At 61.4% G+C, this 20,236-nt stretch carries 20 protein-coding genes; 10 read left to right on the plus strand and 10 right to left on the minus strand.

Annotation, left to right across the window (positions count from 1 at the left end; genetic code table 11):
* Positions 1-119: 119 nt before the first annotated feature.
* From ACJ8J4_RS01165 to ACJ8J4_RS01175, 3 genes are all read left to right on the plus strand, one after another.
* A complete protein-coding gene (locus tag ACJ8J4_RS01165; protein ID WP_264383921.1) occupies positions 120-1,490 on the plus strand; it encodes an APC family permease in 1,371 nt (456 codons plus the stop codon).
* 91 nt (positions 1,491-1,581) lie between these two features.
* A complete protein-coding gene (yddG, locus tag ACJ8J4_RS01170) occupies positions 1,582-2,475 on the plus strand; it encodes an aromatic amino acid DMT transporter YddG (RefSeq protein ID WP_025302555.1) in 894 nt (297 codons plus the stop codon).
* 73 nt (positions 2,476-2,548) lie between these two features.
* On the plus strand, positions 2,549-2,821 hold the full coding sequence (locus tag ACJ8J4_RS01175) for a hypothetical protein (RefSeq protein ID WP_025302556.1): 273 nt from the start codon (positions 2,549-2,551) through the stop codon (positions 2,819-2,821).
* 2 nt (positions 2,822-2,823) lie between these two features.
* Here the strand turns inward: ACJ8J4_RS01175 and ACJ8J4_RS01180 are convergent, their stop codons facing one another.
* The gene (locus ACJ8J4_RS01180) at positions 2,824-3,804 is read right to left on the minus strand and encodes a GlxA family transcriptional regulator (RefSeq protein ID WP_049209164.1); all 981 of its coding nucleotides are present in this window, start codon (positions 3,802-3,804) and stop codon (positions 2,824-2,826) included.
* Positions 3,805-3,919: 115 nt separating this feature from the next.
* Here ACJ8J4_RS01180 and ACJ8J4_RS01185 point away from each other — a divergent pair, with 115 nt between their 5' ends.
* Together ACJ8J4_RS01185 and ACJ8J4_RS01190 are read left to right on the plus strand one after the other, a co-directional pair.
* Positions 3,920-4,561, plus strand: coding sequence for an HD domain-containing protein (locus tag ACJ8J4_RS01185; protein WP_025302558.1), 642 nt, complete (start codon positions 3,920-3,922; stop codon positions 4,559-4,561).
* Positions 4,562-4,917: 356 nt separating this feature from the next.
* The gene (locus tag ACJ8J4_RS01190; RefSeq protein ID WP_004941293.1) at positions 4,918-5,799 is read left to right on the plus strand and encodes a nucleoside-specific channel-forming protein Tsx; all 882 of its coding nucleotides are present in this window, start codon (positions 4,918-4,920) and stop codon (positions 5,797-5,799) included.
* A gap of 52 nt (positions 5,800-5,851) precedes the next feature.
* Here ACJ8J4_RS01190 and ACJ8J4_RS01195 read toward each other — a convergent pair whose 3' ends face one another.
* Positions 5,852-6,031 carry a hypothetical protein gene (locus ACJ8J4_RS01195; protein WP_025302559.1) on the minus strand — a complete coding sequence of 60 codons (180 nt, stop codon included), beginning with the start codon at positions 6,029-6,031 and terminating at the stop codon, positions 5,852-5,854.
* A gap of 442 nt (positions 6,032-6,473) precedes the next feature.
* Between ACJ8J4_RS01195 and ACJ8J4_RS01200 the strand changes: the two genes are divergently transcribed.
* On the plus strand, positions 6,474-6,959 hold the full coding sequence (locus tag ACJ8J4_RS01200) for an anti-virulence regulator CigR family protein (protein ID WP_025302560.1): 486 nt from the start codon (positions 6,474-6,476) through the stop codon (positions 6,957-6,959).
* Between the two features lie 115 nt (positions 6,960-7,074).
* Positions 7,075-7,605: a chorismate mutase gene (locus tag ACJ8J4_RS01205; RefSeq protein WP_043141419.1), complete on the plus strand. Its 531-nt coding sequence runs from the start codon at positions 7,075-7,077 to the stop codon at positions 7,603-7,605.
* 3 nt (positions 7,606-7,608) lie between these two features.
* Here the strand turns inward: ACJ8J4_RS01205 and ACJ8J4_RS01210 are convergent, their stop codons facing one another.
* The 4 genes from ACJ8J4_RS01210 to hutC form a co-directional block, all read right to left on the minus strand.
* On the minus strand, positions 7,609-9,144 hold the full coding sequence (locus ACJ8J4_RS01210) for a serine hydrolase domain-containing protein (protein WP_164067581.1): 1,536 nt from the start codon (positions 9,142-9,144) through the stop codon (positions 7,609-7,611).
* Between the two features lie 245 nt (positions 9,145-9,389).
* Positions 9,390-10,193, minus strand: a complete 804-nt coding sequence (hutG, locus tag ACJ8J4_RS01215; RefSeq protein ID WP_025302562.1) for an N-formylglutamate deformylase — start codon at positions 10,191-10,193, stop codon at positions 9,390-9,392.
* Positions 10,190-11,413 (minus strand): imidazolonepropionase, encoded by a 1,224-nt coding sequence (gene hutI / locus ACJ8J4_RS01220; protein WP_043141410.1) that lies wholly within the window; start codon positions 11,411-11,413, stop codon positions 10,190-10,192. The genes hutG and hutI overlap by 4 nt, the downstream gene beginning before the upstream one ends.
* Positions 11,414-11,570: 157 nt before the next feature.
* Complete coding sequence (gene hutC / locus ACJ8J4_RS01225; protein ID WP_025302564.1) at positions 11,571-12,326, minus strand: histidine utilization repressor; 756 nt, start codon at positions 12,324-12,326, stop codon at positions 11,571-11,573.
* A gap of 180 nt (positions 12,327-12,506) precedes the next feature.
* Between hutC and ACJ8J4_RS01230 the strand changes: the two genes are divergently transcribed.
* The 3 genes from ACJ8J4_RS01230 to ACJ8J4_RS01240 all read left to right on the plus strand — a co-directional run bounded on the left by ACJ8J4_RS01230 (position 12,507) and on the right by ACJ8J4_RS01240 (position 15,505).
* On the plus strand, positions 12,507-13,877 hold the full coding sequence (locus tag ACJ8J4_RS01230; protein WP_025302565.1) for a formimidoylglutamate deiminase: 1,371 nt from the start codon (positions 12,507-12,509) through the stop codon (positions 13,875-13,877).
* Positions 13,877-14,434, plus strand: a complete 558-nt coding sequence (locus ACJ8J4_RS01235; RefSeq protein WP_025302566.1) for a HutD/Ves family protein — start codon at positions 13,877-13,879, stop codon at positions 14,432-14,434. Before ACJ8J4_RS01230 ends, ACJ8J4_RS01235 begins: the two co-directional genes overlap by 1 nt.
* Positions 14,435-14,503: 69 nt before the next feature.
* Positions 14,504-15,505, plus strand: a complete 1,002-nt coding sequence (locus ACJ8J4_RS01240; RefSeq protein WP_164062574.1) for a LacI family DNA-binding transcriptional regulator — start codon at positions 14,504-14,506, stop codon at positions 15,503-15,505.
* A 41-nt stretch (positions 15,506-15,546) separates the two neighbouring features.
* Here ACJ8J4_RS01240 and ACJ8J4_RS01245 read toward each other — a convergent pair whose 3' ends face one another.
* From ACJ8J4_RS01245 to ACJ8J4_RS01260, 4 genes are all read right to left on the minus strand, one after another.
* Positions 15,547-16,989, minus strand: a complete 1,443-nt coding sequence (locus tag ACJ8J4_RS01245; protein WP_164062572.1) for a glycoside hydrolase family 32 protein — start codon at positions 16,987-16,989, stop codon at positions 15,547-15,549.
* Positions 16,986-18,245 carry an MFS transporter gene (locus tag ACJ8J4_RS01250; protein ID WP_025302569.1) on the minus strand — a complete coding sequence of 420 codons (1,260 nt, stop codon included), beginning with the start codon at positions 18,243-18,245 and terminating at the stop codon, positions 16,986-16,988. The genes ACJ8J4_RS01245 and ACJ8J4_RS01250 overlap by 4 nt, the downstream gene beginning before the upstream one ends.
* Before the next feature lie 168 nt (positions 18,246-18,413).
* Positions 18,414-19,718, minus strand: coding sequence for an MFS transporter (locus ACJ8J4_RS01255; RefSeq protein ID WP_025302570.1), 1,305 nt, complete (start codon positions 19,716-19,718; stop codon positions 18,414-18,416).
* A 90-nt stretch (positions 19,719-19,808) separates the two neighbouring features.
* Positions 19,809-20,195 (minus strand): GFA family protein, encoded by a 387-nt coding sequence (locus ACJ8J4_RS01260; RefSeq protein ID WP_025302571.1) that lies wholly within the window; start codon positions 20,193-20,195, stop codon positions 19,809-19,811.
* Positions 20,196-20,236: the final 41 nt, after the last annotated feature.

A 20,236-nucleotide genomic window follows, 5' to 3' on the forward strand; every position in this document is an offset into this window, starting at 1 on the left:
CGCCGGCCGCCCGACAGCGATACCAACCCGTTTTTACCGCCGCCTGAGCAGCAGTTTCCCTGCGGCCTCTCTGAATGACGTTGCACGGTTGACAGCAGAGGACCAAGAGGGGAAATGCCATGACGATTAAAGCCATCGACGGCGGCCCGGCGGGCAAACCGCAGCTGCGCAAATCCCTCAAGCTGTGGCAGGTGGTGATGATGGGCCTGGCCTATCTGACGCCGATGACGGTGTTTGACACCTTCGGGATCGTCTCCGGCCTCACCGACGGCCATGTGCCGACCTCCTATCTGCTGGCGCTGGCCGGCGTGCTGTTCACCGCCATCAGCTATGGCAAACTGGTGCGCCAGTTTCCCACCGCCGGCTCTGCTTATACCTATGCGCAGAAGGCGATCAACCCGCACGTCGGTTTTCTGGTGGGGTGGTCATCGCTGCTTGATTATCTGTTCCTGCCGATGATCAATACGCTGCTGGCGAAGATTTACCTGACCGCGCTGTTCCCGGAAGTGCCGCCCTGGGTGTGGGTCGTGGGCTTCGTTATCCTTATCACCGCCATCAACCTGAAAAGCGTCAATTTGGTGGCCAACTTCAATACCCTGTTCGTATTGGCGCAGGTGGTGATCATTCTGGTGTTCATCTATCTGGTGGTGCGCGGCCTGCACAACGGCGAGGGGATGGGCACGGTGTGGAGCCTGCGGCCGTTCCTCAGCGAGAATGCGCATCTGCTGCCGATCATTACCGGCGCGACTATTCTGTGCTTCTCGTTCCTCGGTTTTGACGCGGTCACCACGCTGTGTGAAGAGACGCCCGACGCCGCCAAGGTGATCCCGCGCGCCATCTTCCTGACCGCGCTGTACGGCGGGGTGATCTTTATCAGCGTGTCGTTCTTCATTCAGCTGTTTTTCCCGTCCATTCAACGCTTTCACCAGCCCGACGCCGCGCTGCCGGAGATCGCGCTTTACGTCGGCGGCAAGCTGTTCCAGTCGATCTTCCTGTGCGTGACCTTCATCAACACGCTGGCCTCCGGCCTGGCGTCGCACGCCAGCGTATCGCGCCTGCTGTACGTGATGGGGCGTGACAACGTGTTCCCGGAGAAATTCTTCGGCTATATCCACCCCAAATGGCGCACCCCGGCGCTGAACGTGCTGATGGTCGGGCTGGTGGCGCTGTCAGCGCTGTCGTTCGATCTGGTGACCGCCACGGCGCTGATCAACTTTGGTGCGCTGGTAGCCTTTACCTTCGTTAACCTGTCGGTGATCAGCCACTTCTTCATTCGCGAAGGGCGCAACAAAAGCTGGGAAGATCGCTTCAACTTCCTGTTCCTGCCGTTGGTGGGGGCGCTGACGGTGGGGGTGCTGTGGCTGAACCTGGAGAAAAGCTCGCTGACCATGGGGCTGATCTGGGCGACACTGGGCTTCGGCTATTTGGCCTGGCTGACCCGACGCTTTCGCCAGCCGCCGCCGCAGTTGGAGCGGCAACCGCAGCAATAAATTCACAGGCGGGAGTATCCCGCCTTTCTTTTTGGCACGTGCGGCAGTAGAGTGAAAAACCTGATAAAAAATAACCCATTGGACCTGTCTTATGCCCGCTTTGCCCTCGCGTACCCGCGCCACGCTGTTCGGTTTGTTGGCCATTGTGCTGTGGAGCAGCGTGGTTGGCCTTATTCGCAGCGTCAGCGAAGGGCTGGGGCCGATAGGCGGTGCGGCGATGATCTACAGCGTCAGCGCGGTGTTTTTGCTGGTGGCGCTCGGCGTGCCGAAATGGCGCAGCTTTCCGCGGCCTTATCTGATCGTCGGCAGCCTGCTGTTCGTCAGCTACGAGATCTGCCTGTCGCTGTCGCTCGGCTACGCCAATACCCGCCTGCAGGCGATAGAAGTGGGCATGATCAACTACCTGTGGCCCTGTTTCACCGTGCTGATGGCGCTGGCGCTCAACGGCCAAAAGGCGAAATGGTGGCTGCTGCCGGGACTGCTGCTGTCGCTGTTCGGCATCGGCTGGATCATGAGCGGCGAGGGCGGCTGGTCACCGGCGCAGATGCTGGCCAACGTGCGCAGCAATCCGCTCAGCTATACGCTGGCGTTCAGTGGCGCAGTGATCTGGGCGCTGTATTGCAACCTGACCAAGAAGATCGCCCAGGGCAGCAACGGTGTGGTGCTGTTCATCGTGCTGACCGCGCTGGCGCTGTGGTTGAAGTATGCCTTCAGCGCAGAAAGCGGCATGCAGTTCAGCGCTGGCGTGACCGTAACGCTGCTGTGCGCCGGAGTGGCGATGGGGGCGGGGTATGCCGCCTGGAACGTTGGCATTTTGCACGGCAACATGACGCTGCTGGCCACCGTCTCTTATTTCACCCCGGTGCTGTCGGCGGTGTTCGCCGCGCTGGTGTTGCACACCTCGCTGACCGCCAATTTCTGGCAGGGCGTAGCGATGGTCACGCTTGGCTCGCTGATCTGTTGGCGGGCAACTCGCGGAAATTAACGGAAATTATCCGCCGTCGGCGCAATGTTGAACTAGAATTTAACTAGCCATGTTGCCTGAAGGAACGACGACGATGAGAAGCGACATTCAATTTATTCAACAGCCTGAAATCGACGTGCATCACTATGAGCGCGGCGATACCGTGCGCCTGACCACGGCGAATCTGCGGCACGAATATCAGCTCGACGTTTATATTTTGCGCCGCGACGACAAGCTGATTTACGGTTCGGTCGTCGCGGCGGCGCCCAAGACCGACATTCCGGTTGCCAACTGGGAGGTGAAAAACGGCGAAGAGGTGGCGTTCCGCCAGGAAAACATCGCCAAGGCGGTGCCGGCGGTAAACTGATCTCAGCTTTCGCGCCGCAGTTGTTTACCGAGAAACATTTTTCGATAGTCCGCCGGCGTTACCCCCAGCCGGCGGATAAATGCCCGCCGCATCAGCTCTGCACTGGAAAAACCGCAATGCGCCGCCACCTGTTTTGGCGCCAATACGCCGAGTTCCAATAACCTGCGCGCTTCGGCGATGCGGGCTTCCTCGAGCCATTTAGCGGGAGAGGTGCCGACCTCGTTGCCGAACAGCCTGCTGAAATGCCGCGGGGTGACGCCGGCGCGTTCCGCCAGGCTGGCTACGTTGTGCGGTAACCCGATATTGTCTATCGCCCAGCGTTGCACTTCCTGCAGCATTGAGCGCCCGGCCAGGGTCGCCTGTTCCCGATAGCTGAATTGCATCTGCCCGCCGGGACGGCGGAAAAACATCACCAGCTGGGCCGCGACCCGCTGCGCGATCTCACGCCCTAAATCGTCTTCCACCATTATCAGCGCCAGATCCAGCCCTGAGGTCACGCCAGCGGCAGTCTGCAGGCGCCCGTCACGCACATAAATGGCGTCTTTATCCACCGTGACCTGAGGATAGCGGCGACACAATTGATCGGCTACCGCCCAGTGGGTGGTGATTTGCCGCCCATCCAACAGGCCGGCCTCCGCCAGCAGAAAAGCGCCACTGCACACCGAGCCGTAGCGGCGAGTGCGGTGTACCACTCTGCGTAGCCAGTCCAGCGTGCGTGTTTCGCTTTCGCCGTCGGCGATACCCGGTGCACCGGCGATGAGCAACGTGTCGATCGCCTGTTCACGCCATTGGGTGATGGCGAGATCCGGCACGAGTTTGACGCCGGATGAGGACACGATCGGCGCCAGCGTCTTTCCGACTACCTGCAGATGATAGGCGGCATAGCCGGCTTGCAGATTGGCTTCGGCGAAAACATCCAGCGGACCGGAAACGTCCAGCAGCTGCACCTGTGGCACGGCGAGAATAGCGATGGTTTTACTCATGGCATGCGATATCCCGATGGATGGGGGATGTCCCTAATCGTTGATTAATGGCAATTGAGGACATTCAGTGTAACGCCTAATCTAACCGGGTTCCAGACAACGGGAGAATCGAGTTATGAGTTTAACCATCAACGGCATCAGCGTGCCGGATAGCGCGATGGCGCGTCAGGCGACCGAGTTAGTGCGCGACACCGAATCAGATCTGCTGTTTCACCACTCCAGCCGGGTGTATTACTGGGCGGCGCTGGCGGGGCAGCAGCGCAAGCTGGTTTACGATCCTGAACTGCTGTACGTCGGCTGCCTGTTTCACGATATGGGACTGACGCACGATCACTGCAGCTGCGACAAACGTTTCGAAGTGGATGGCGCCGATGCGGCGGCCGAGTTTTTACGCGGGCACGGGGTCAGCCGTCAGGATATCGATCGGGTATGGACGGCGATCGCGTTACACACCACGCCGGGGATCCCGGAATACATGCACCCGCTGATTGCGCTGGTGACCGCGGGAGTAGAGATGGATGTGTTAGGGATCAATTACCAGGGCTATGACGCGGCGCTGCGAGAGCAGGTAGTGGAGTTGCATCCCCGCGGGGCAAACTTCAAGGAAGCGATTATTCAGGCGTTTTACGACGGGATTCGACATAAGCCGGACAGCACCTTCGGCAACGTCAAAGCGGACGTGCTGGCGGATAAGGAACCGAGCTTTGTTCGCGGTAATTTTTGCAGCCTCATTCGTCGTTCGATGTGGCCAGCGTGATCGGCTGCCGCTTCTCTCTCGCCGGCGAGTTTTCGCCGGCATTTCCCGCTTGAATGCCGTACTCCTCTTCATTGCCGGTTGATGACAGTTGGCTCAAAAACTGCGCTAAAAATCGATGTGCATGACAAAAATCACAGCGAATGTGAATTTGAATGAAACATAATTTGACAAATGTGAACGCAATCGATTACCTATTCGCGAAATGCGTAACTGGATCACAGATTCTTACAGTCAGTGGTTTCTATAATGCGCGCGTCATCCGAGTTTCTGTGTGAAGACAACGCCAGGTGTCGGCAGACTCATTGTCATCTTTTCTAAACGGGCAGGAAATGGCCCTTTAAGCATGTGGTAATAAAATGAAAAAAATAGCTCTCGCAGCAGGTGTACTGCTCGCAGCGTCTTACAGTGCATCATCAATGGCTGATAGCAAAGACAGTCAATATGTCTCCGACTGGTGGCACCAGAGCGTTAACGTGGTGGGCAGCTACCACACCCGTTTCGGACCGCAGCTGAATAACGACGTGTATCTCGAATACGAAGCCTTCGCCAAGAAAGACTGGTTCGACTTCTACGGTTACGTTGACGTGCCGAAGTTCTTCGGCGTGGGCAATACCCCGGATCGCGGCATCTGGGACAAAGGCTCCCCGCTGTTTATGGAGATTGAACCGCGCTTCTCCATCGACAAGCTGACCGGCACCGATCTGAGCTTCGGTCCGTTCAAAGAGTGGTACTTCGCCAACAACTACATCTATGACCTGGGCCACAACGCCGACGGTCGTCAAAACACCTGGTACATGGGTCTGGGCACCGATATCGACACCGGCCTGCCGATGAGCCTGTCGATGAACATCTATGCCAAATACCAGTGGGAAAACTACCAGGCTGCCAACGAGAACAGCTGGGACGGTTACCGCTTCAAGGTGAAATACTTCGTGCCGCTGACCCAGGTGTGGGGCGGCAACCTGAGCTACATCGGCTTCACCAACTTCGACTTTGGTTCCGATCTGGGCAAGGACAGCCATTGGGTTGACGGCACCGGCAAACAGGTGCGCACCAGCAACTCTATCGCCTCCAGCCACATTTTGGCGCTGAACTACGATCACTGGCACTATTCTTTCGTGGCGCGTTATTTCCATAACGGCGGCCAGTGGCAGGATGGCGCGGATATCGGTACCCCGCAGGGCCCGATCAAGTCTACCGGTTGGGGTTATTACCTCGTGGTCGGCTATAACTTCTGATTTTCCGTGCTATCAGAAACAGAAAACCCCGCCTGGCGGGGTTTTTTTGTCATCACTGTGCTTGTTCAGCCGGGAGATGCTTCACCGGCATAAACAGCCTGCCTTTGATCACGTGACATTCATTATTTATCCAACTAATGATTTGTTCACGGCTGACGCCTTCCGACTGCGCGTAACGATGAAGATCGCCGTTAAAGTGTCGAGTGATGTATTCCATGAGGGTCATTTGCACGTCTTTTGCTCCTGAACGCCCACCCGTTGCCAGCCTGGCCACCGCGGGAGGTTGAGGTTTCTCAGACAGCGAATGTAAATTATCGGCAACCAAATCTCAACATAAAGCACCAGATTGGGGCGACGGCGGCGGGAAAAAGAATCCCGCACGGAGAGGCGGGAAGTGTTCGCTATTATCATTATGGATGATAAGAATAAGATTTGAGGTGCGACGAAAAAGAGCACGCTAACTCTTTTTTGTTACCTTCCCACGCTAGCGTAAGGCTTATTTTTCTTCAAGAAAAATCTGAGACAAGCATCGGCATTTTCGAGGCGTTTTGCGTTGAGACAAGGTTTGAAAGCGAATGCCGTAAAAGCGCGCCGTTATCTCGGAGTTTTCCTTATACTTTGTCTGGAAAAGGCTAGCTATAGTCAACAGAGTCACCCACGCAGGAATACACAACATGAACAAACGTCGTACGACTCTCACGGTGTTAGCGCTGATTGCATCGCTGGGGTTGTCATCCGCCCCGGCCTTGGCCGACAAAGGCGGCAATGGTAACGGCAACGGGAACGGCCATGGCAACAGCGGCAATAACGGTAACCATGGCAACAACGGTAATCACGGCAACAAAGGCAATAAAGATAAAGGCGGCTATAGGAACGACGATAATCTGGTCTCCGTCAGCCTTTCGCGCGACCGCGCCCGTTCGCTGGCGCACAACTACGGCCTGACCGGCTATAGCTCGCTGCCACCGGGCATCGCCAAGAATCTGGCGCGTGGTAAACCGCTGCCGCCGGGCATCGCCAAAAAAGTGGTGCCTTACTCGATGCTGCGTGAGTTGCCGCAGTACCCGGGTTATGAGTGGCGTATCGCCGGCGATGATCTGGTGCTGGTCGCACTCAGCACCGCGATTGTGGCCTCCGTCATCAACGGCGTGTTCGACTAACGCCGGTTGGGTCTCATCGGGCCTCGCTGCGGCGGGGCCTTTTTTATTTGCCGGCGCGGGGCTGACGTGGTGAACTTGGCGCCTGACCTTTTCACTGCATCATAAGGGAGGCGCCATGTTCAGGGCGTTATTGATAGCCTGTTGTTTGACCAGTTTTCCAGCGTTGGCAGACGGCGCTGCCGCCATCGGCGAGCTGGTGAACCAACGGCTGTCGTTGATGAAAGACGTTGCCGGTTACAAGGCGCAGCAGCATTTGCCGATCGAAGACCTGGCGCAGGAGGCGAAGGTGTTGGCCAGCGCGCAGGCGGAGGCGGGGCGTTTGGGGCTGGAGCCGGCGTCGGTGCGGCCTTTTATCGCCGCGCAGATGGACGCCGCCAAGGCGATTCAGTACCGCTATCGCGCCGACTGGCTGGCGAGCCCGGAGCCCGGCTGGCAGCCGCGCCCGTTGGCGCAGGTGCGCCCACAGATCGCGCAGCTGAGCAGCCAGATATTGCAACGGTTGGCGGAGCGACTGCGTACCGGCCCGCTCGGCGAGGCGGATCGGGCGGCGTTTATGGCGTCTGTGGATCAGGTGAATCTCAGCGCCGCCGACAAGCGGCGGCTGGCGGATGCGCTGCTGGCGGTCAGAACCGGCAGCGCACGCTGAGCGTCAGTCGCGGCCGACGGTGCTGCGGCGGAAGGTCAGCATCCGGCTGCGGTTGGCGATGAGATCCACGTTGTAACCGCGGAAATAGAGGCAAAAGCGTTTCAACCATGGGCCGTCCTGGCACTCCACCAGCATGCGGCCCTGGCCGAGCGGGCTGAGCGTGCCGGTCTGCGCCGCCGGGCCGACGCCAATATGCACCCGATTGCCGCGAATTTCAAAGGCGGTGCGATAGTGCGGGTGATACCACAACCCCTGCACATGCTTCAGGCAGTCGCCGTTGGCCGTGACCGGCAGGAAACGGCGCGCCACATGCCCGACTTCACCCTCGACCGCTTCGCCGGTCCACTTCAATTTGATTGGCATATGGGCGGACAGCGACACCGCGTAGCCGTCTTCGCCCTGATACAGCGGTTCATCGCTGCCCAGATAGGCCAGGTTGCCGTCTTTGACCTCCAGCCAGTGCGGCTCCGCCAGCGTGGCGTAGAGACCGTCGGGGATCGCCGTGCTGCGCTGCGGCAAAGGTTCGCCCAGCAGCGCTGCCATCACCTGCAAAGCCATCCCGAAACTGTCGCAGTCTTCGCGGTTGGCCACCAGCGCAACGCCGACCTGGCGATCGGGCGCCAGCAGGAAATAGGTTTTGTAACCGGCGTGGGAACCACCGTGGCCGAGCAAGCGGCGGCGGCCTAGCGGCGTCTGCGCCAGCCCCAGTCCATAGGCGCTGAGCTGACCCTGATTGAGGCGGCGCGGTGCGCCGAGTTGCGCCAGCACGCCCTGGCCGGGGCCCTGGTCGGCCAGCAGCGTTTGCAGCCAGCGGGTGAGGGCGTTGAGGCTGCCGGTCAGGCTGCCGGAGGCGGAAAGGTGCAGACCGGCGCTGGCGTGTTGCCAGCCCCGCGCCGCACGCCAGTAACCCGGCACCAACCCTGGCACCACGTCGAACCAGCTTTCCGGCGCTTGCATCTGCACCTGCAGCGGCCGGGCGATGTGCTGTTGCACCAGTTGGTCGAAATCATACCCTTTGCTGCGCAGCGCGGCCTCCAGCAGCCGATAGCCGGTATTGCTGTAGGCGATCTCGCTGCCGGCTTCATAGTTCAATCTTTCCAGCCCCTCGACAAACTGCATCACCGGCTGCGCCTCGCTGACGGCATGCAGCGATATGCCCAGCAGACCGAGCGTCTCGCGCACGTCAGGCAGACCGCCGGTCATGTCCAGCGCCTGGCCGACGGTAACGTCCGCCAACGCGGGCTGCAGGGTGGGCAGCAGTTCGCCCAGGCGCTGATCGAGCCGAATGGCGCGGCCGGTGGCCTTCAGCGCCAGCGCGGCGAAGATGTGCTTGGTCACTGAGGCGTAGCGCACCACGCTGTCGGCGGTGAAGGGGGTATTCTGCGCCAGATCGGCCAAGCCGGCACTGGCGGTGGCGCGGAGTTGTTCGGCGTCAAACAGGGTGATGGCGCCGCCGGGTTCGCCACGCCGTTGCCAGCCGGCCAGCAATTGTTCGGCGAGGGCGCCGGCAGCGCGCCAGTTTAACGGTGTTACAGACATAGGGCCTCCAGAGTGATGGTTCGAAACGGGCCAGCTCGGCCACACGCCGCCCGGCGCTGACGATGAGCGCGGGCTTTTCGGCTGATTGTGGCGCAGCGCGTTTTTCGTCGGCCGCTGTTTTGTGCGCTGTTTAGACCAGTCAGTAGGGAATCACGCGAAACTTTGATATAGCGCGCAGATTGCGGCTGACGTTACGGTTAAGGACAGGGAGAGGAACAGGCGCCCGGCGGCGCCTGTAAAGGGGATCAGTTCAGTCTGGCGGCGCTGTCCAACAGGCCTTCAATCATCTGCTTGAGCAGGCGCTGCAGCGAGGCGGCGCGCTGCGGTTCGAACGCGAAAGGATACTGTTCGGACATGTAGTTGACCTGCGCCAGCTCGAGCTGGATCGCATGCTGTTGCTGCTGCGGTTGGCCGTAGGCGCGGGTGATGTAACCGCCCTTGAAGCGGCCGTTCAGCACGTGGGTGTACTGCTGTTGCTGCTCGCAGCAGGCGACCAGCCGATCGCTCAGCGCCTGGGCGCAGCTTTCACCGCCGTTGGTGCCGAGGTTGAGATCCGGCAGTTTGCCGTCGAACAGCCGCGGGATCACCGAGGCGATGGAGTGCGCGTCGAACAGCAGCGCATAGCCGTGCCGCGCTTTGAGGCGTGCCAACTCGTCCTGCAGCTGCTGATGATAAGGTTGCCAAATTTGCTGCAGATAGCCGGCGCGTTCTTCGTCCGTCGGCGCTTTGCCCGGCAGGAAGCTTGGGCGGCCGTCGAACAGCACATCGGGATACAGACCGGTGGTGGCGGTGGTGTACAGCGGCTTGTCGTCCGCCGGGCGATTCAGGTCGATGACGAAGCGCGAATAGTTGCCGACCAGTACGCTGGCGCCCATCGCCCGGGCGAAGTCGTACAGCTGTGGAATGTGCCAGTCGGTATCGGGCAGCGGGCGGGCATCGTCGGTCAGCCCGGCCTCGACCGCCGGCGTCAGTTGCGTGCCGGCGTGTGGGATGCTGATCAGCAGCGGCAGGCTGCCGGTCTGGAAGCTAAAAGGATCGCGAATGGTCATTGACGTACTTCTCCTCGGAAAATCACCGTACAGGGCAGCTGGCCGCCCAACCAATAAGCCAGTTCCGCCGGCCGCGACAGCGGCCAGTGAACAAAGTCCGCCACCTTGCCGGTTTCCAGCGTGCCGTGGCTGTGTTGCAGCCCCAGCGCTTTGGCAGCGTGGGTGGTAACGCCCGCCAGCGCTTCTTCCGGCGTCAGGCGGAACAGCGTGCAGGCCATGTTGATCATCAGACGCAGCGACAGCGCCGGCGACGTGCCAGGGTTGGCGTCGCTGGCGATCGCCATCGCCACGTGGTGCTTGCGGAACAGCTCTACCGGCGGGCACTGGGTTTCGCGCAGCAGGTAGTAGGCGCCCGGCAGCAGCACCGCCACGGTGCCGGCGTCGCCCATGGCGCGGGCATCTTGCTCGGTGGCGTATTCGAGATGGTCGGCGGAGAGCGCGTGATGGCGCGCCGCCAGCGTGCTGCCGCCGAGGGCGGAGAGTTGCTCGGCGTGCAGTTTGACAGGCAAACCGGCGGCTTCGGCGGCGGCGAAGACTCGCTCCACCTGCGCCGGTGAGAACGCCAGGTGTTCGCAGAAGGCGTCAACCGCATCCGCCAGGCCAGCGGCGGCGGCCTGAGGGATGATGGTATCGCAGACCAGATTGATGTAGTCGTCGGCGCGGTTTGCGTATTCCGGCGGCAGCGCATGGGCCGCCAGACAGGTGGTTTTCACCTCGACCGGCAGCAGCTCGCCCAACTTGCGCGCCACCCGCAGCATTTTCAGCTCGCTTTCCGGGCTGAGGCCATAGCCGGATTTGATCTCCACGCAGGTGACGCCTTCCGCCAGCAGCGGACGCAGGCGGAACAGCGCCTGCTCCAGCAGCAGCGCTTCGTCGGCCTCGCGGGTGGCTTTCACGGTGGAGATAATGCCGCCGCCCTGCGCGGCGATGTCGGCATAGCTCACGCCGTTCAGCCGCTGTTCGAACTCGCCGCTGCGGTTGCCGCCGAACACCAGGTGAGTGTGGCAGTCAACAAAGCCGGGGGTGATGATGCCGCCGTTGAATTTCACCGTTTCGTCCGCGATCAGGCCGGGCGGCAGCGCCGCATGTTCGCCAATCCAGACGATCTTGCCGTCGCGTACGGCGATCGCGCCGTCGGTCAGGGTGTGATAGTTGCCGTCGCGCATGGTGACGATATCGGCGCCGTGCCACAGGCTGTCACAGTGAATCTCAGACGTCATTGCTTTCCTCCGCCGGAGCCGCAGCTCCCACATGGTTGTATATACAATTAAAAACAACCTAACGCATTCACCGGGATGTCACAAGAGGCGGGAGAGATTTTGTTATCAGGATGTGATCGACAGCGGAGATGCGGGCGCAGGGCGCGCCCGCCGGGGATCAGACTTCGCTGGTGAAGCGGCCGAACAGTTGATAACGGCTGCCGGGGTACAGCAGCCTGGCCGAGGTCACCACGGTTTTGCCGGACCAGGTGCGGCGGTGGATCAGCAGGCCGGGTTCGTGGTCTTCCAGCTGCAGCAGCTCGCTTTCGCGCCGGGTGGGGATCACCGCTTCGACGATGTGTTCGCCGGCGGTCAGCGGCGCGGCCTGCGTCAGATAGGTGTAAGGCGTGACGCGGTCGAAATCCTGCTTCAGGTAATCCGGCGCCACCAGCGGGTTGACGCAGCGGTCTTCCACCTGCACCGGCACGTCATTTTCGTAATGCACGATCTGCGAGTAGAACAGCCGTTGGCCGGGTTGAATGCCCAGCGCCGTCGCCTCTTCCTCGCTGGCCGGGCGGGCCTTCAGCTCGAGGATCTTGCTGCTGTGGCGATGACCGCGCGCGGCGATCTCATCGGCGATGTTGTGCACTTCCAGCAGCGCGGTATGCGCCTTGGCTTCGGCGACGAAGGTGCCGACGCCCTGCATGCGGATCAAAAAACCTTCGCTGGTCAGCTCGCGCAACGCGCGGTTGATGGTCATGCGGCTGACGCCCAGTTCCGCCACCAGTTCACTTTCGGAGGGCACGCGCTGGTGCGGTTGCCAATGCCCCGCACGAATTTGATTCACGATCGCCTGTTTGACCCGTTGGTAGATCGGGGCGGGGGCATCGCTCATTGCAGCCGCCAGTTGTAACACGGTCTGTTGTTCAGCCACGACGTTAACCTCGTCAAATAAAAAAATAATAACACCAGTTTACTGTTGATGTCGGCGTATGTATATGTATATACAACTAGTGACCGTCGCGCCAGAAACTTGCCGGCGACCGCCAAAAATTCCTGAATGCGCGCCATCGCCGCGCCTCATTCGCCGTTACATCAACCGTGGAATACTGCCATGCCTGCTTATTTTGCCCCACGCGCTTTGCTCCCTGAGGGCTGGGCGCATAACGTCCGGCTGGACGTCGATGCGCAAGGTTATCTGACTCAAGTTACCGCCAACGCTGAGCCGCAAGGCTGCATTCGGCTGCATGGCGATGCGGTGCCGGGCATGCCGAACCTGCACTCCCACGCCTTTCAGCGCGCGATGGCCGGGTTGGCGGAAGTGGCGGGCAACCCGCAGGACAGCTTCTGGACCTGGCGCGATCTGATGTACCGCCTGGTGCAGCGCCTGACGCCGGAGCAGGTGGAGGTAGTCGCCCGTCAACTGTATATCGAAATGCTCAAGGGCGGATATACCCAGGTGGCCGAATTCCACTACCTGCATCACGACGCCGACGGCAAGCCTTACGCCGATCGCGGTGAGATGACCGGCCGCCTCAGCGAGGCCGCGCATCAGGCCGGCATCGGCATGACTATGCTGCCAGTGCTGTACAGCTACGCCGGTTTTGGCGCCCAGCCGGCCCAGCCGGGGCAGAAACGGTTTATCCAGGATGCCGAAAGCTATCTGCATCAGCAGCAGGTGATTGCCCGTCAGCTGGCGGATCGCCCGTTGCAGAACCAGGGGCTGTGCTTCCACTCGCTGCGTGCGGTGGAGCTGGGGCAGATGCAGCAGATTTTGGCCGCGTCGGATCGCACCTTGCCGGTGCATATTCATATCGCCGAGCAGCAAAAAGAGGTGAACGACTGTCTGGCGTGGAGCGGACAGCGCCCGGTGGCCTGGCTGTATGACCACCTGCCGGTCGATCAGCGCTGGTGTCTGGTGCACGCCACCCATCTGGATCGCGACGAGCTGGAAGCGCTGGCGCGCAGCCGCGCGGTGGCCGGCCTGTGCCTGACCACCGAAGCCAACCTCGGCGACGGCATTTTCCCTGGCGACGCTTACCTGCAGCAGCAGGGGCGCTGGGGCATCGGTTCCGACAGCCACGTTTCGCTCAACGTGGTGGAAGAGCTGCGCTGGTTTGAATACGGCCAGCGGCTGCGCGATCAGCGTCGCAATCGCCTGACGACACCGGAACAGTCGGCGGTGGGCGATGTGCTGTACCTGCAGGCGCTGCAGGGCGGTGCGCAGGCGTGCGGCGCGCCGATCGGCCGGTTGCAGAGCGGCTATCGCGCCGACTGGCTGGTGCTGGACGGCGACGATCCGTATCTGGCGGCGGCGCCGGACGCCTCGATCCTCAATCGCTGGCTGTTCGCCGGCGGCAAGGAGCAAATTCGCGACGTGTTCGTCGGTGGCCGGCAGGTGATCGAGCAGGGGCGGCACGCGCTGCAACAGCAGAGCAGCGCAGAGTTCCTGCAGGTGCTGAAAACCTTTCAGCAGGAGGCGTAATGAGCCTGACCCGTTTTAACTTCGCCGCGCTGCCGGTCAGCCCGTGGCGCAACGGCGGTGGGGAAACCCGTGAAATCGTCAGCTGGCCGCCGGGCGAGCCGGATTTCGACTGGCGCGCCAGTATCGCCACCATCGCGCAGGACGGGCCGTTTTCCGCCTTTGCGGGCATCGATCGTTCGATAACGTTGCTGGAAGGCGACGGCGTGCGGCTGTTCAGCGCCGGGCATATCGACCATCAGTTGGCGCGTATCGGGGAGCCGTTCGCCTTTTCCGGCGACGTGGCGCTGGAAGCGACGCTGCTGGGTGGCGCCAGTCAGGATTTCAACATCATGACACGCCGCGGCCGGCAGGCGGCCGAGGTGCTGCGCAGCACGGTGCCCGTCACCCTGTCACCCAACCGGGCGGGCGTGCTGTATGTGCTGAGCGGTGTTTGGTCGCTGCCGGAGGGCGGAGAACTGCGGGCGCGCGAGGGTGTCTGGTGGACGGCGGCGGGCGGCGAAGTGGCGCCGCTGACGGCCGACGGCGCGATCCTGTGGGCGAACATCACAGCCTGCTAACGCAGAGTAGAGTCCTGCGCCCGGTTATGGGATTATTCACTTTTCCCCATTAATCATAAAGAAGGGCGCATGGCTTCGCTGAAAGACGTCGCAAAACTTGCCGGAGTCTCGTTGATGACGGTGTCCCGCGCCATCAATGAACCCGGCAAGCTGCGGCCGGAAACTTATCACCGCGTCAAACAGGCTATCGACGAGTTGGACTACGTGCCGGATCTGTCGGCGCGGCGTATTCGCGGTGATGGAAATCGCGTACAGACGCTCGGCGTGCTGGCGCTGGACACCGCCACGACGCCGTTCTCGGTGGAAATGATCCTGTCGATTGAGAAAACCGCGCGCGAGCGCGGCTGGAACAGCTTCGTCGTCAACCTGTTTGCCGACGACAACGCCGAACAGACTGTCGATCTGCTGTTGGCGCATCGACCGGATGGGGTGATATTCACCACGATGGGGCTGCGTGAGGTGACGCTACCGGCCAAACTGCTGGACAAAAAGCTGGTGTTGGCCAACTGCGTCAGCCCGGCGCATGCGATCGCCAGCTACATTCCTGATGATGAGCAAGGGCAGTATGACGCTACGTGCACGCTGATCGCCAAAGGCTATCGCGCGCCATTGTGCATTCATTTACCGGCGGATACGCTGGCGGCGGGCCTGCGCCGCCGCGGTCTGGAACGCGCCTGGCGCGAAGCGGGGCGCGATGTTGAACAGCTGCAGCAGTATCATCTCGATCTGAGCGCCGGCGATCAAAGCTATCGCGACTGCGTCGCGTTGCTGGAGCGGCATTTCTCAGCAGAACGGCGCGATTGCGATGTCGTGGTGTGCGGAAACGATCGGATAGCGTTTCTGGTGTATCAGGTATTGCTGGCGCAAGGATGGCGAATACCGCAACAGGTGGCGGTGCTGGGTTACGACAATATGGTCGGCACCGGCGAGCTGTTCCTGCCGGCATTGACGACGGTGCAGCTGCCGCATTACGAGTTGGGCCGCCTTGCGGCGTTGCATGTGATTGAGCGGCGGGAACAGCGTGATACGGTGAAAGTGCCTTGCCCGCTGTTGGAGCGTGGTTCGCTGTAGCCACACCGGGCGCGTTGCTGCGCGCCCGGTGCTCATTCCCATTATCCCCAGATGCTTGCCAACTGCCATCCCGTGGTGGGCTCGAACCGCGCCCGGCCGCCTTCGGCGAACAGGCTGAGACGGCGATCGCCCGCCGTCGGATAGATGCGGCTGGTCAGGCAGGCCTGTCCCTGATTAACGAAGATCTCCAGCGATGAGCGGTCAATAAAGATCCGCAGCGACAGGATGTCACCCCCCGGTAGCGGCACACTGCGGCAGGTGCACAGCGCCGGGTGTTCATCAACACGCTCCAGCACCAGTCGGTGTGACTGATTGTCGACGAACAGCCGCGCCGCACTCCCAATGGCCAGCCCGTACCGCTCAGCGTCGCTGTCGGCCGGTCTCAACGTCAGGATGAGCTCCTGCATATCGTTCGCCAGCGGCAGATGCTGATTGGTCAGCGTCTGCGCCAAAAACGTGTGTGACTCTCGGCGCAGCGCCGTCAGTTCACGCGCCGGGCTCATGCGGACGCTGCCGTCGGCGGCCAGCGTCAGTTCGCGCGGCAGCGTGAGGGCGCCGGCCCAGCGGTGCGCTTTGCTGGGCATCGGTGATTCCCACATATCCATCCAGGCAAACAGCAGCCGACGACCGTCGGCGGCGGTGAAGGTCTGCGGCGCATAGAAATCGTGGCCGGCATCCAACTCACAGAAGGGCTGGGTCACCGTAAAGTCGCTATCAGGCCGCCAGTGGCCAAGCAGATAGCCGCTCTGGAAGCGATTGCGGTAGCGGTAGCCCTGCGCCACCAGCCCTTGCGGCGAGAACAGCAACAGGTGTTGTTCCCCCAGCGGGAAGAAATCCGGGCATTCCCACATATAGCCCTGATGCGCCGTTTGCGCGCCGGCCAGCACCCGATCGAAGCGCCAGGCGCGCAGGTCGGCAGAGCGGTACAGGCGCACCTGGCCCAGGCCGTTTTCTTTGGCGCCGACCACCAGCCACCATTCGCCGTTTTCGCACCAGACTTTCGGATCGCGAAAATGCTGAATGCCGTCCGGCGGGGCCAGTACCGGCCCGTGTTTGATGAAGCGTATGCCGTCTTCGCTGGTGGCCAGACATTGCACTTCCCGCACCTGGCTGTCGTCACCGGGTTCGCCCAGCCACACGTGGCCGGTGTAAATCAGCGTCAGCACACCGTTGTCATCTACGGCGCAGCCGGAAAAGCAACCGTCTTTGTCATAGGGCGCATCGGGTGCCAGGGCGATGGGCTGATGCTGCCAGCGTATCAGGTCGCGGCTGGTCGCGTGCCCCCAGTGCATGGGGCCCCAGTGTTCGCTATAGGGGTGATGCTGGAAGAAGGCATGATAGACGCCGTCAATACAGATCAGGCCGTTGGGATCGTTGATCCAGCCGGCGGGCGGCGCGAGATGGAACTGCGGGTAGTAATCGTCTCGGCGCTCTGCACGCAGGGCTTCGACCGCATGGTCGGCTTGAGCTAAGGCAGTGTTCATTGGACAGACTCACTTGATTTAATGGCGGATTGAAAGGGGGCTACGCTGGCGGAACGTTCGCCGCGCAGCAGGAAACAGGAGACAAGCGTCGTGGCGGCGACCGCGCAGCCCATCAGCAGATAGGTGTCGGCAAAGCCGATGCGGTCATAACCGTAGCCCGCCAGCGGCGACAGGAAGCTGGCCATCACCTGGGTGATGAACTGGAAGCCTACCAGGTACAGTGTGGAGGAGAGTCGGCTGTCAAAGCGGCTCGCGATGTATTTGAAGATAGCGATCAGCAGGATTGGCAATTCTACGGCGTGCAGCAGTTTCATGGCGGAGATCATCAGGGCGCCGCTGACTAAGCCGGAACCGAACATGCGCAGCGCCATCACGCCACCGGCCAGCAACAGCCCCTGTTTGGCGCCGATGCGGTTCACCAGCAGCGGCGCCAGGAACATGCCGCCGGCCTCGAGGAAGACCTGCAGCGAGTTGAGAAAACCGTACATCTCGTTGCCCTGTGCGCGAGAAGCGAACTGTGAAGCGAAGTAGACCGAAAATTGCTGATCGAAAACGTTGTATACGCTGATCCCCAGCACAAACACCACCAGTGCCCAGAAGCCGGGCATGCGCAGCAGCGCCAGCGCGTCCTGCAGCCGCAGGTTTTCCGGTTTGCCGAACGCCAGGCCGGCCATGGCGTTCGGCTTCAGCTCGCGTACCTGGCTGAGCAGCACCAGGAACACCACGGCGGCGGCGGAGGCCAGCCAGAAATTGATGTTCGGATTGATATTGAAGATAAAACCGGCCACAAAGGTGGCGCTGGCCCAGCCGAGCGAGCCCCACATGCGGGCGCGGCCGAATTCGAAACCGCTGATGCGGCTGACTCGCTCGGTATAAGATTCCAGCGCGCCGATACCGGCGAAGAAGGTCGCGCCGATGAACACCCCGCCGACCAAAGCGCCGAGCGGCAGGCTGCTCGCCAGCAGCGGGGCGTAAACGTAGATAAAGAACGGGCCGGTCAGCAGCAGCATCACGCCGAGAAACTGCAGCAGGTGTTTGCGCAGCCCAAGTTTATCCTGAATAAACCCGTACAGCGGCTGGGCGCACAGCGCCACCAACGAGATAGCGGAGAAGATCAGGCCGGTCTCGGCGCCTTTCAGGCCGATCTTCTGATTCAGCCACAGCGAGATCAGCGAAAAGCTGGAAGACCAGGTGAAGAAAAAGAAGAACAGCAGGCCGCTGAGCAGCACGTAATATTTTTTAGTTTCGCGGTTCATGGGTAGGGCCCCGGTGAGTGAAGTTAGCTCTATTGTTAACGTTAACTCGCGAAGGGATGAAGCGGCCAGATATCACGCATGAGATGTTAATCACAAAAGTTAACGTTAACATTTGTGCCTTGTGATCGAGGTCACGAGTTGGCAAGGGGGCGATGTGCCCCCGGAGGATTAACGTTCGTTAAGTGAGCGCAGATGATCGTCGCGGCGCAGCGTCATCAGCGCAAACAGGCTGACCACCGAGGTGGCGACCACGTAGTAGGCGGGAATGTCGATATTACCGGTCTGTTTGATGAGGCCGGTGATAATCAGCCCGGCCGAGCCGGAAAACACCGCATTGGACAGCGAGTAAGCCAGCCCCAAACCGGTATAGCGCACCCGGGTCGGGAACATCTCCGCCAGCATCGCCGGGCCGGGGCCGGCCAGCAGGCCGACTACGGCGCCGGCGACCATCACTGCCAGCCCTTTGGCCCACAGTGAACTCTGCGCATCCTGCAACAGGTGCAGCAGCGGGAAGGTGAACAGGATCACCGCCGCCACCGCCGTCAGCATCACCGTTTTACGCCCCAGTTTGTCGCTGATGATGCCCGCCGGCAGAATGGTCAGGGCGAAGCCGACGTTGGCCAGCACCGTCGCCACCAGCGCCTGCTGGAAGGTGGCGTGCAACGAGGTTTGCAAATAGGAAGGCATCACCACCAGGAAGGTATAGCCGGCGGCCGACCAGCCCATCATGCGGCCGATGCCGATCAATATGGTTTTCGCCACGCCGCCCAAGCTCGCCTCCTGCGGTGCGGCGCTGTGTTCCGCGGCCTGTTGCGCCTGGGTAAACGTGGGCGTCTCTTCGAGCTTGAGCCGCAGCCACAGCGCCACAGCGCCCATCGGCAGCGCCAGCAGGAAGGGAATGCGCCAGCCCCAGTCATGCAGCTGCTGCACGCTGAGCAGCGCGGCCAGCAGCGCCACCAGCCCGGCCCCGGCCAGCAGGCCGAGCGCGACGGTCAACGATTGCCAGGCGCCGAACAGCCCGCGTTTGCCCTTCGGGGCGAATTCGGTCATCAGTGATACGGCGCCGCCGAATTCGCCGCCGGCGAACAGCCCCTGAAACATGCGCAGCAGCGTCAGCAGCAGCGGGGCGGCGACGCCGATCGAGGCATAGGTCGGCATGACGCCGATCAGTGCGGTGGCCAGCGTCATCAACAACAGAACCGCAATCAGCGTCGGGCGACGGCCGATGCGATCGCCGATGCGGCCGAAGATCACCGCGCCGATCGGCCGGCAGAAAAACGCCAGCGCGAAGGCGGCGTAGGTGAGGATCAGGCTGGTGACTTCATTTTCACCCTGCAGCGTGAAAAAATTGGCGGCGATGACGGTAGCCAGGAACCCGTACACCCCGAACTCATACCATTCGATAAAGTTGCCAACCGAGCCGGCTAGCAACGCCTGACGCGAACGGCGCGCGTCGAGAGTCTGTTGATTCATCCCCGTTCCCATACATTTGAATTATTGTTCGTCAGTTCTAAATTTATACGACAAAACAATCAATTGATTTCAGCGGGAACTGTGAGGCGCTCAGCGCATGCCGTCGATATGCCACCATTCGGGGCAAACATCGGCGAACGCGTGCGAGACCGGGCGCAGCTCCGGCAGATCGGCCCGATCGAAGCTGCCGGTGCTCAACGCCACCGTCGGCTCGTCGTCGATCGCCCCCAGCGTGCTGCCGCAGCGCGGGCAAAAGGCGCGGCTGGAATAGGGGGAAGAGCGGTAGAGCGTGGGCATGCCGCCCGGGCCGTTCCACTCGACGGCCTGACGCGGAAATTCGACCCAGCAGAGCGTCGGTGCACCGGAGTGGCGCCGGCAAAATTCGCAGGAACAGCTGTGTGGGTTACCGGGCAGGCCGTGCACCTGAAAGCGAATATGTCCGCACAGGCAGCCGCCGCTATAGCCTGGATTTTCCATGAGTTCTCCGTCATAAACGCGGGAATGGCGATGAAAATCAC

The sequence above is a fragment of the Serratia sp. CY47280 genome, from assembly GCF_052168655.1.
In the GTDB taxonomy this organism is placed as follows: domain Bacteria; phylum Pseudomonadota; class Gammaproteobacteria; order Enterobacterales; family Enterobacteriaceae; genus Serratia; species Serratia bockelmannii.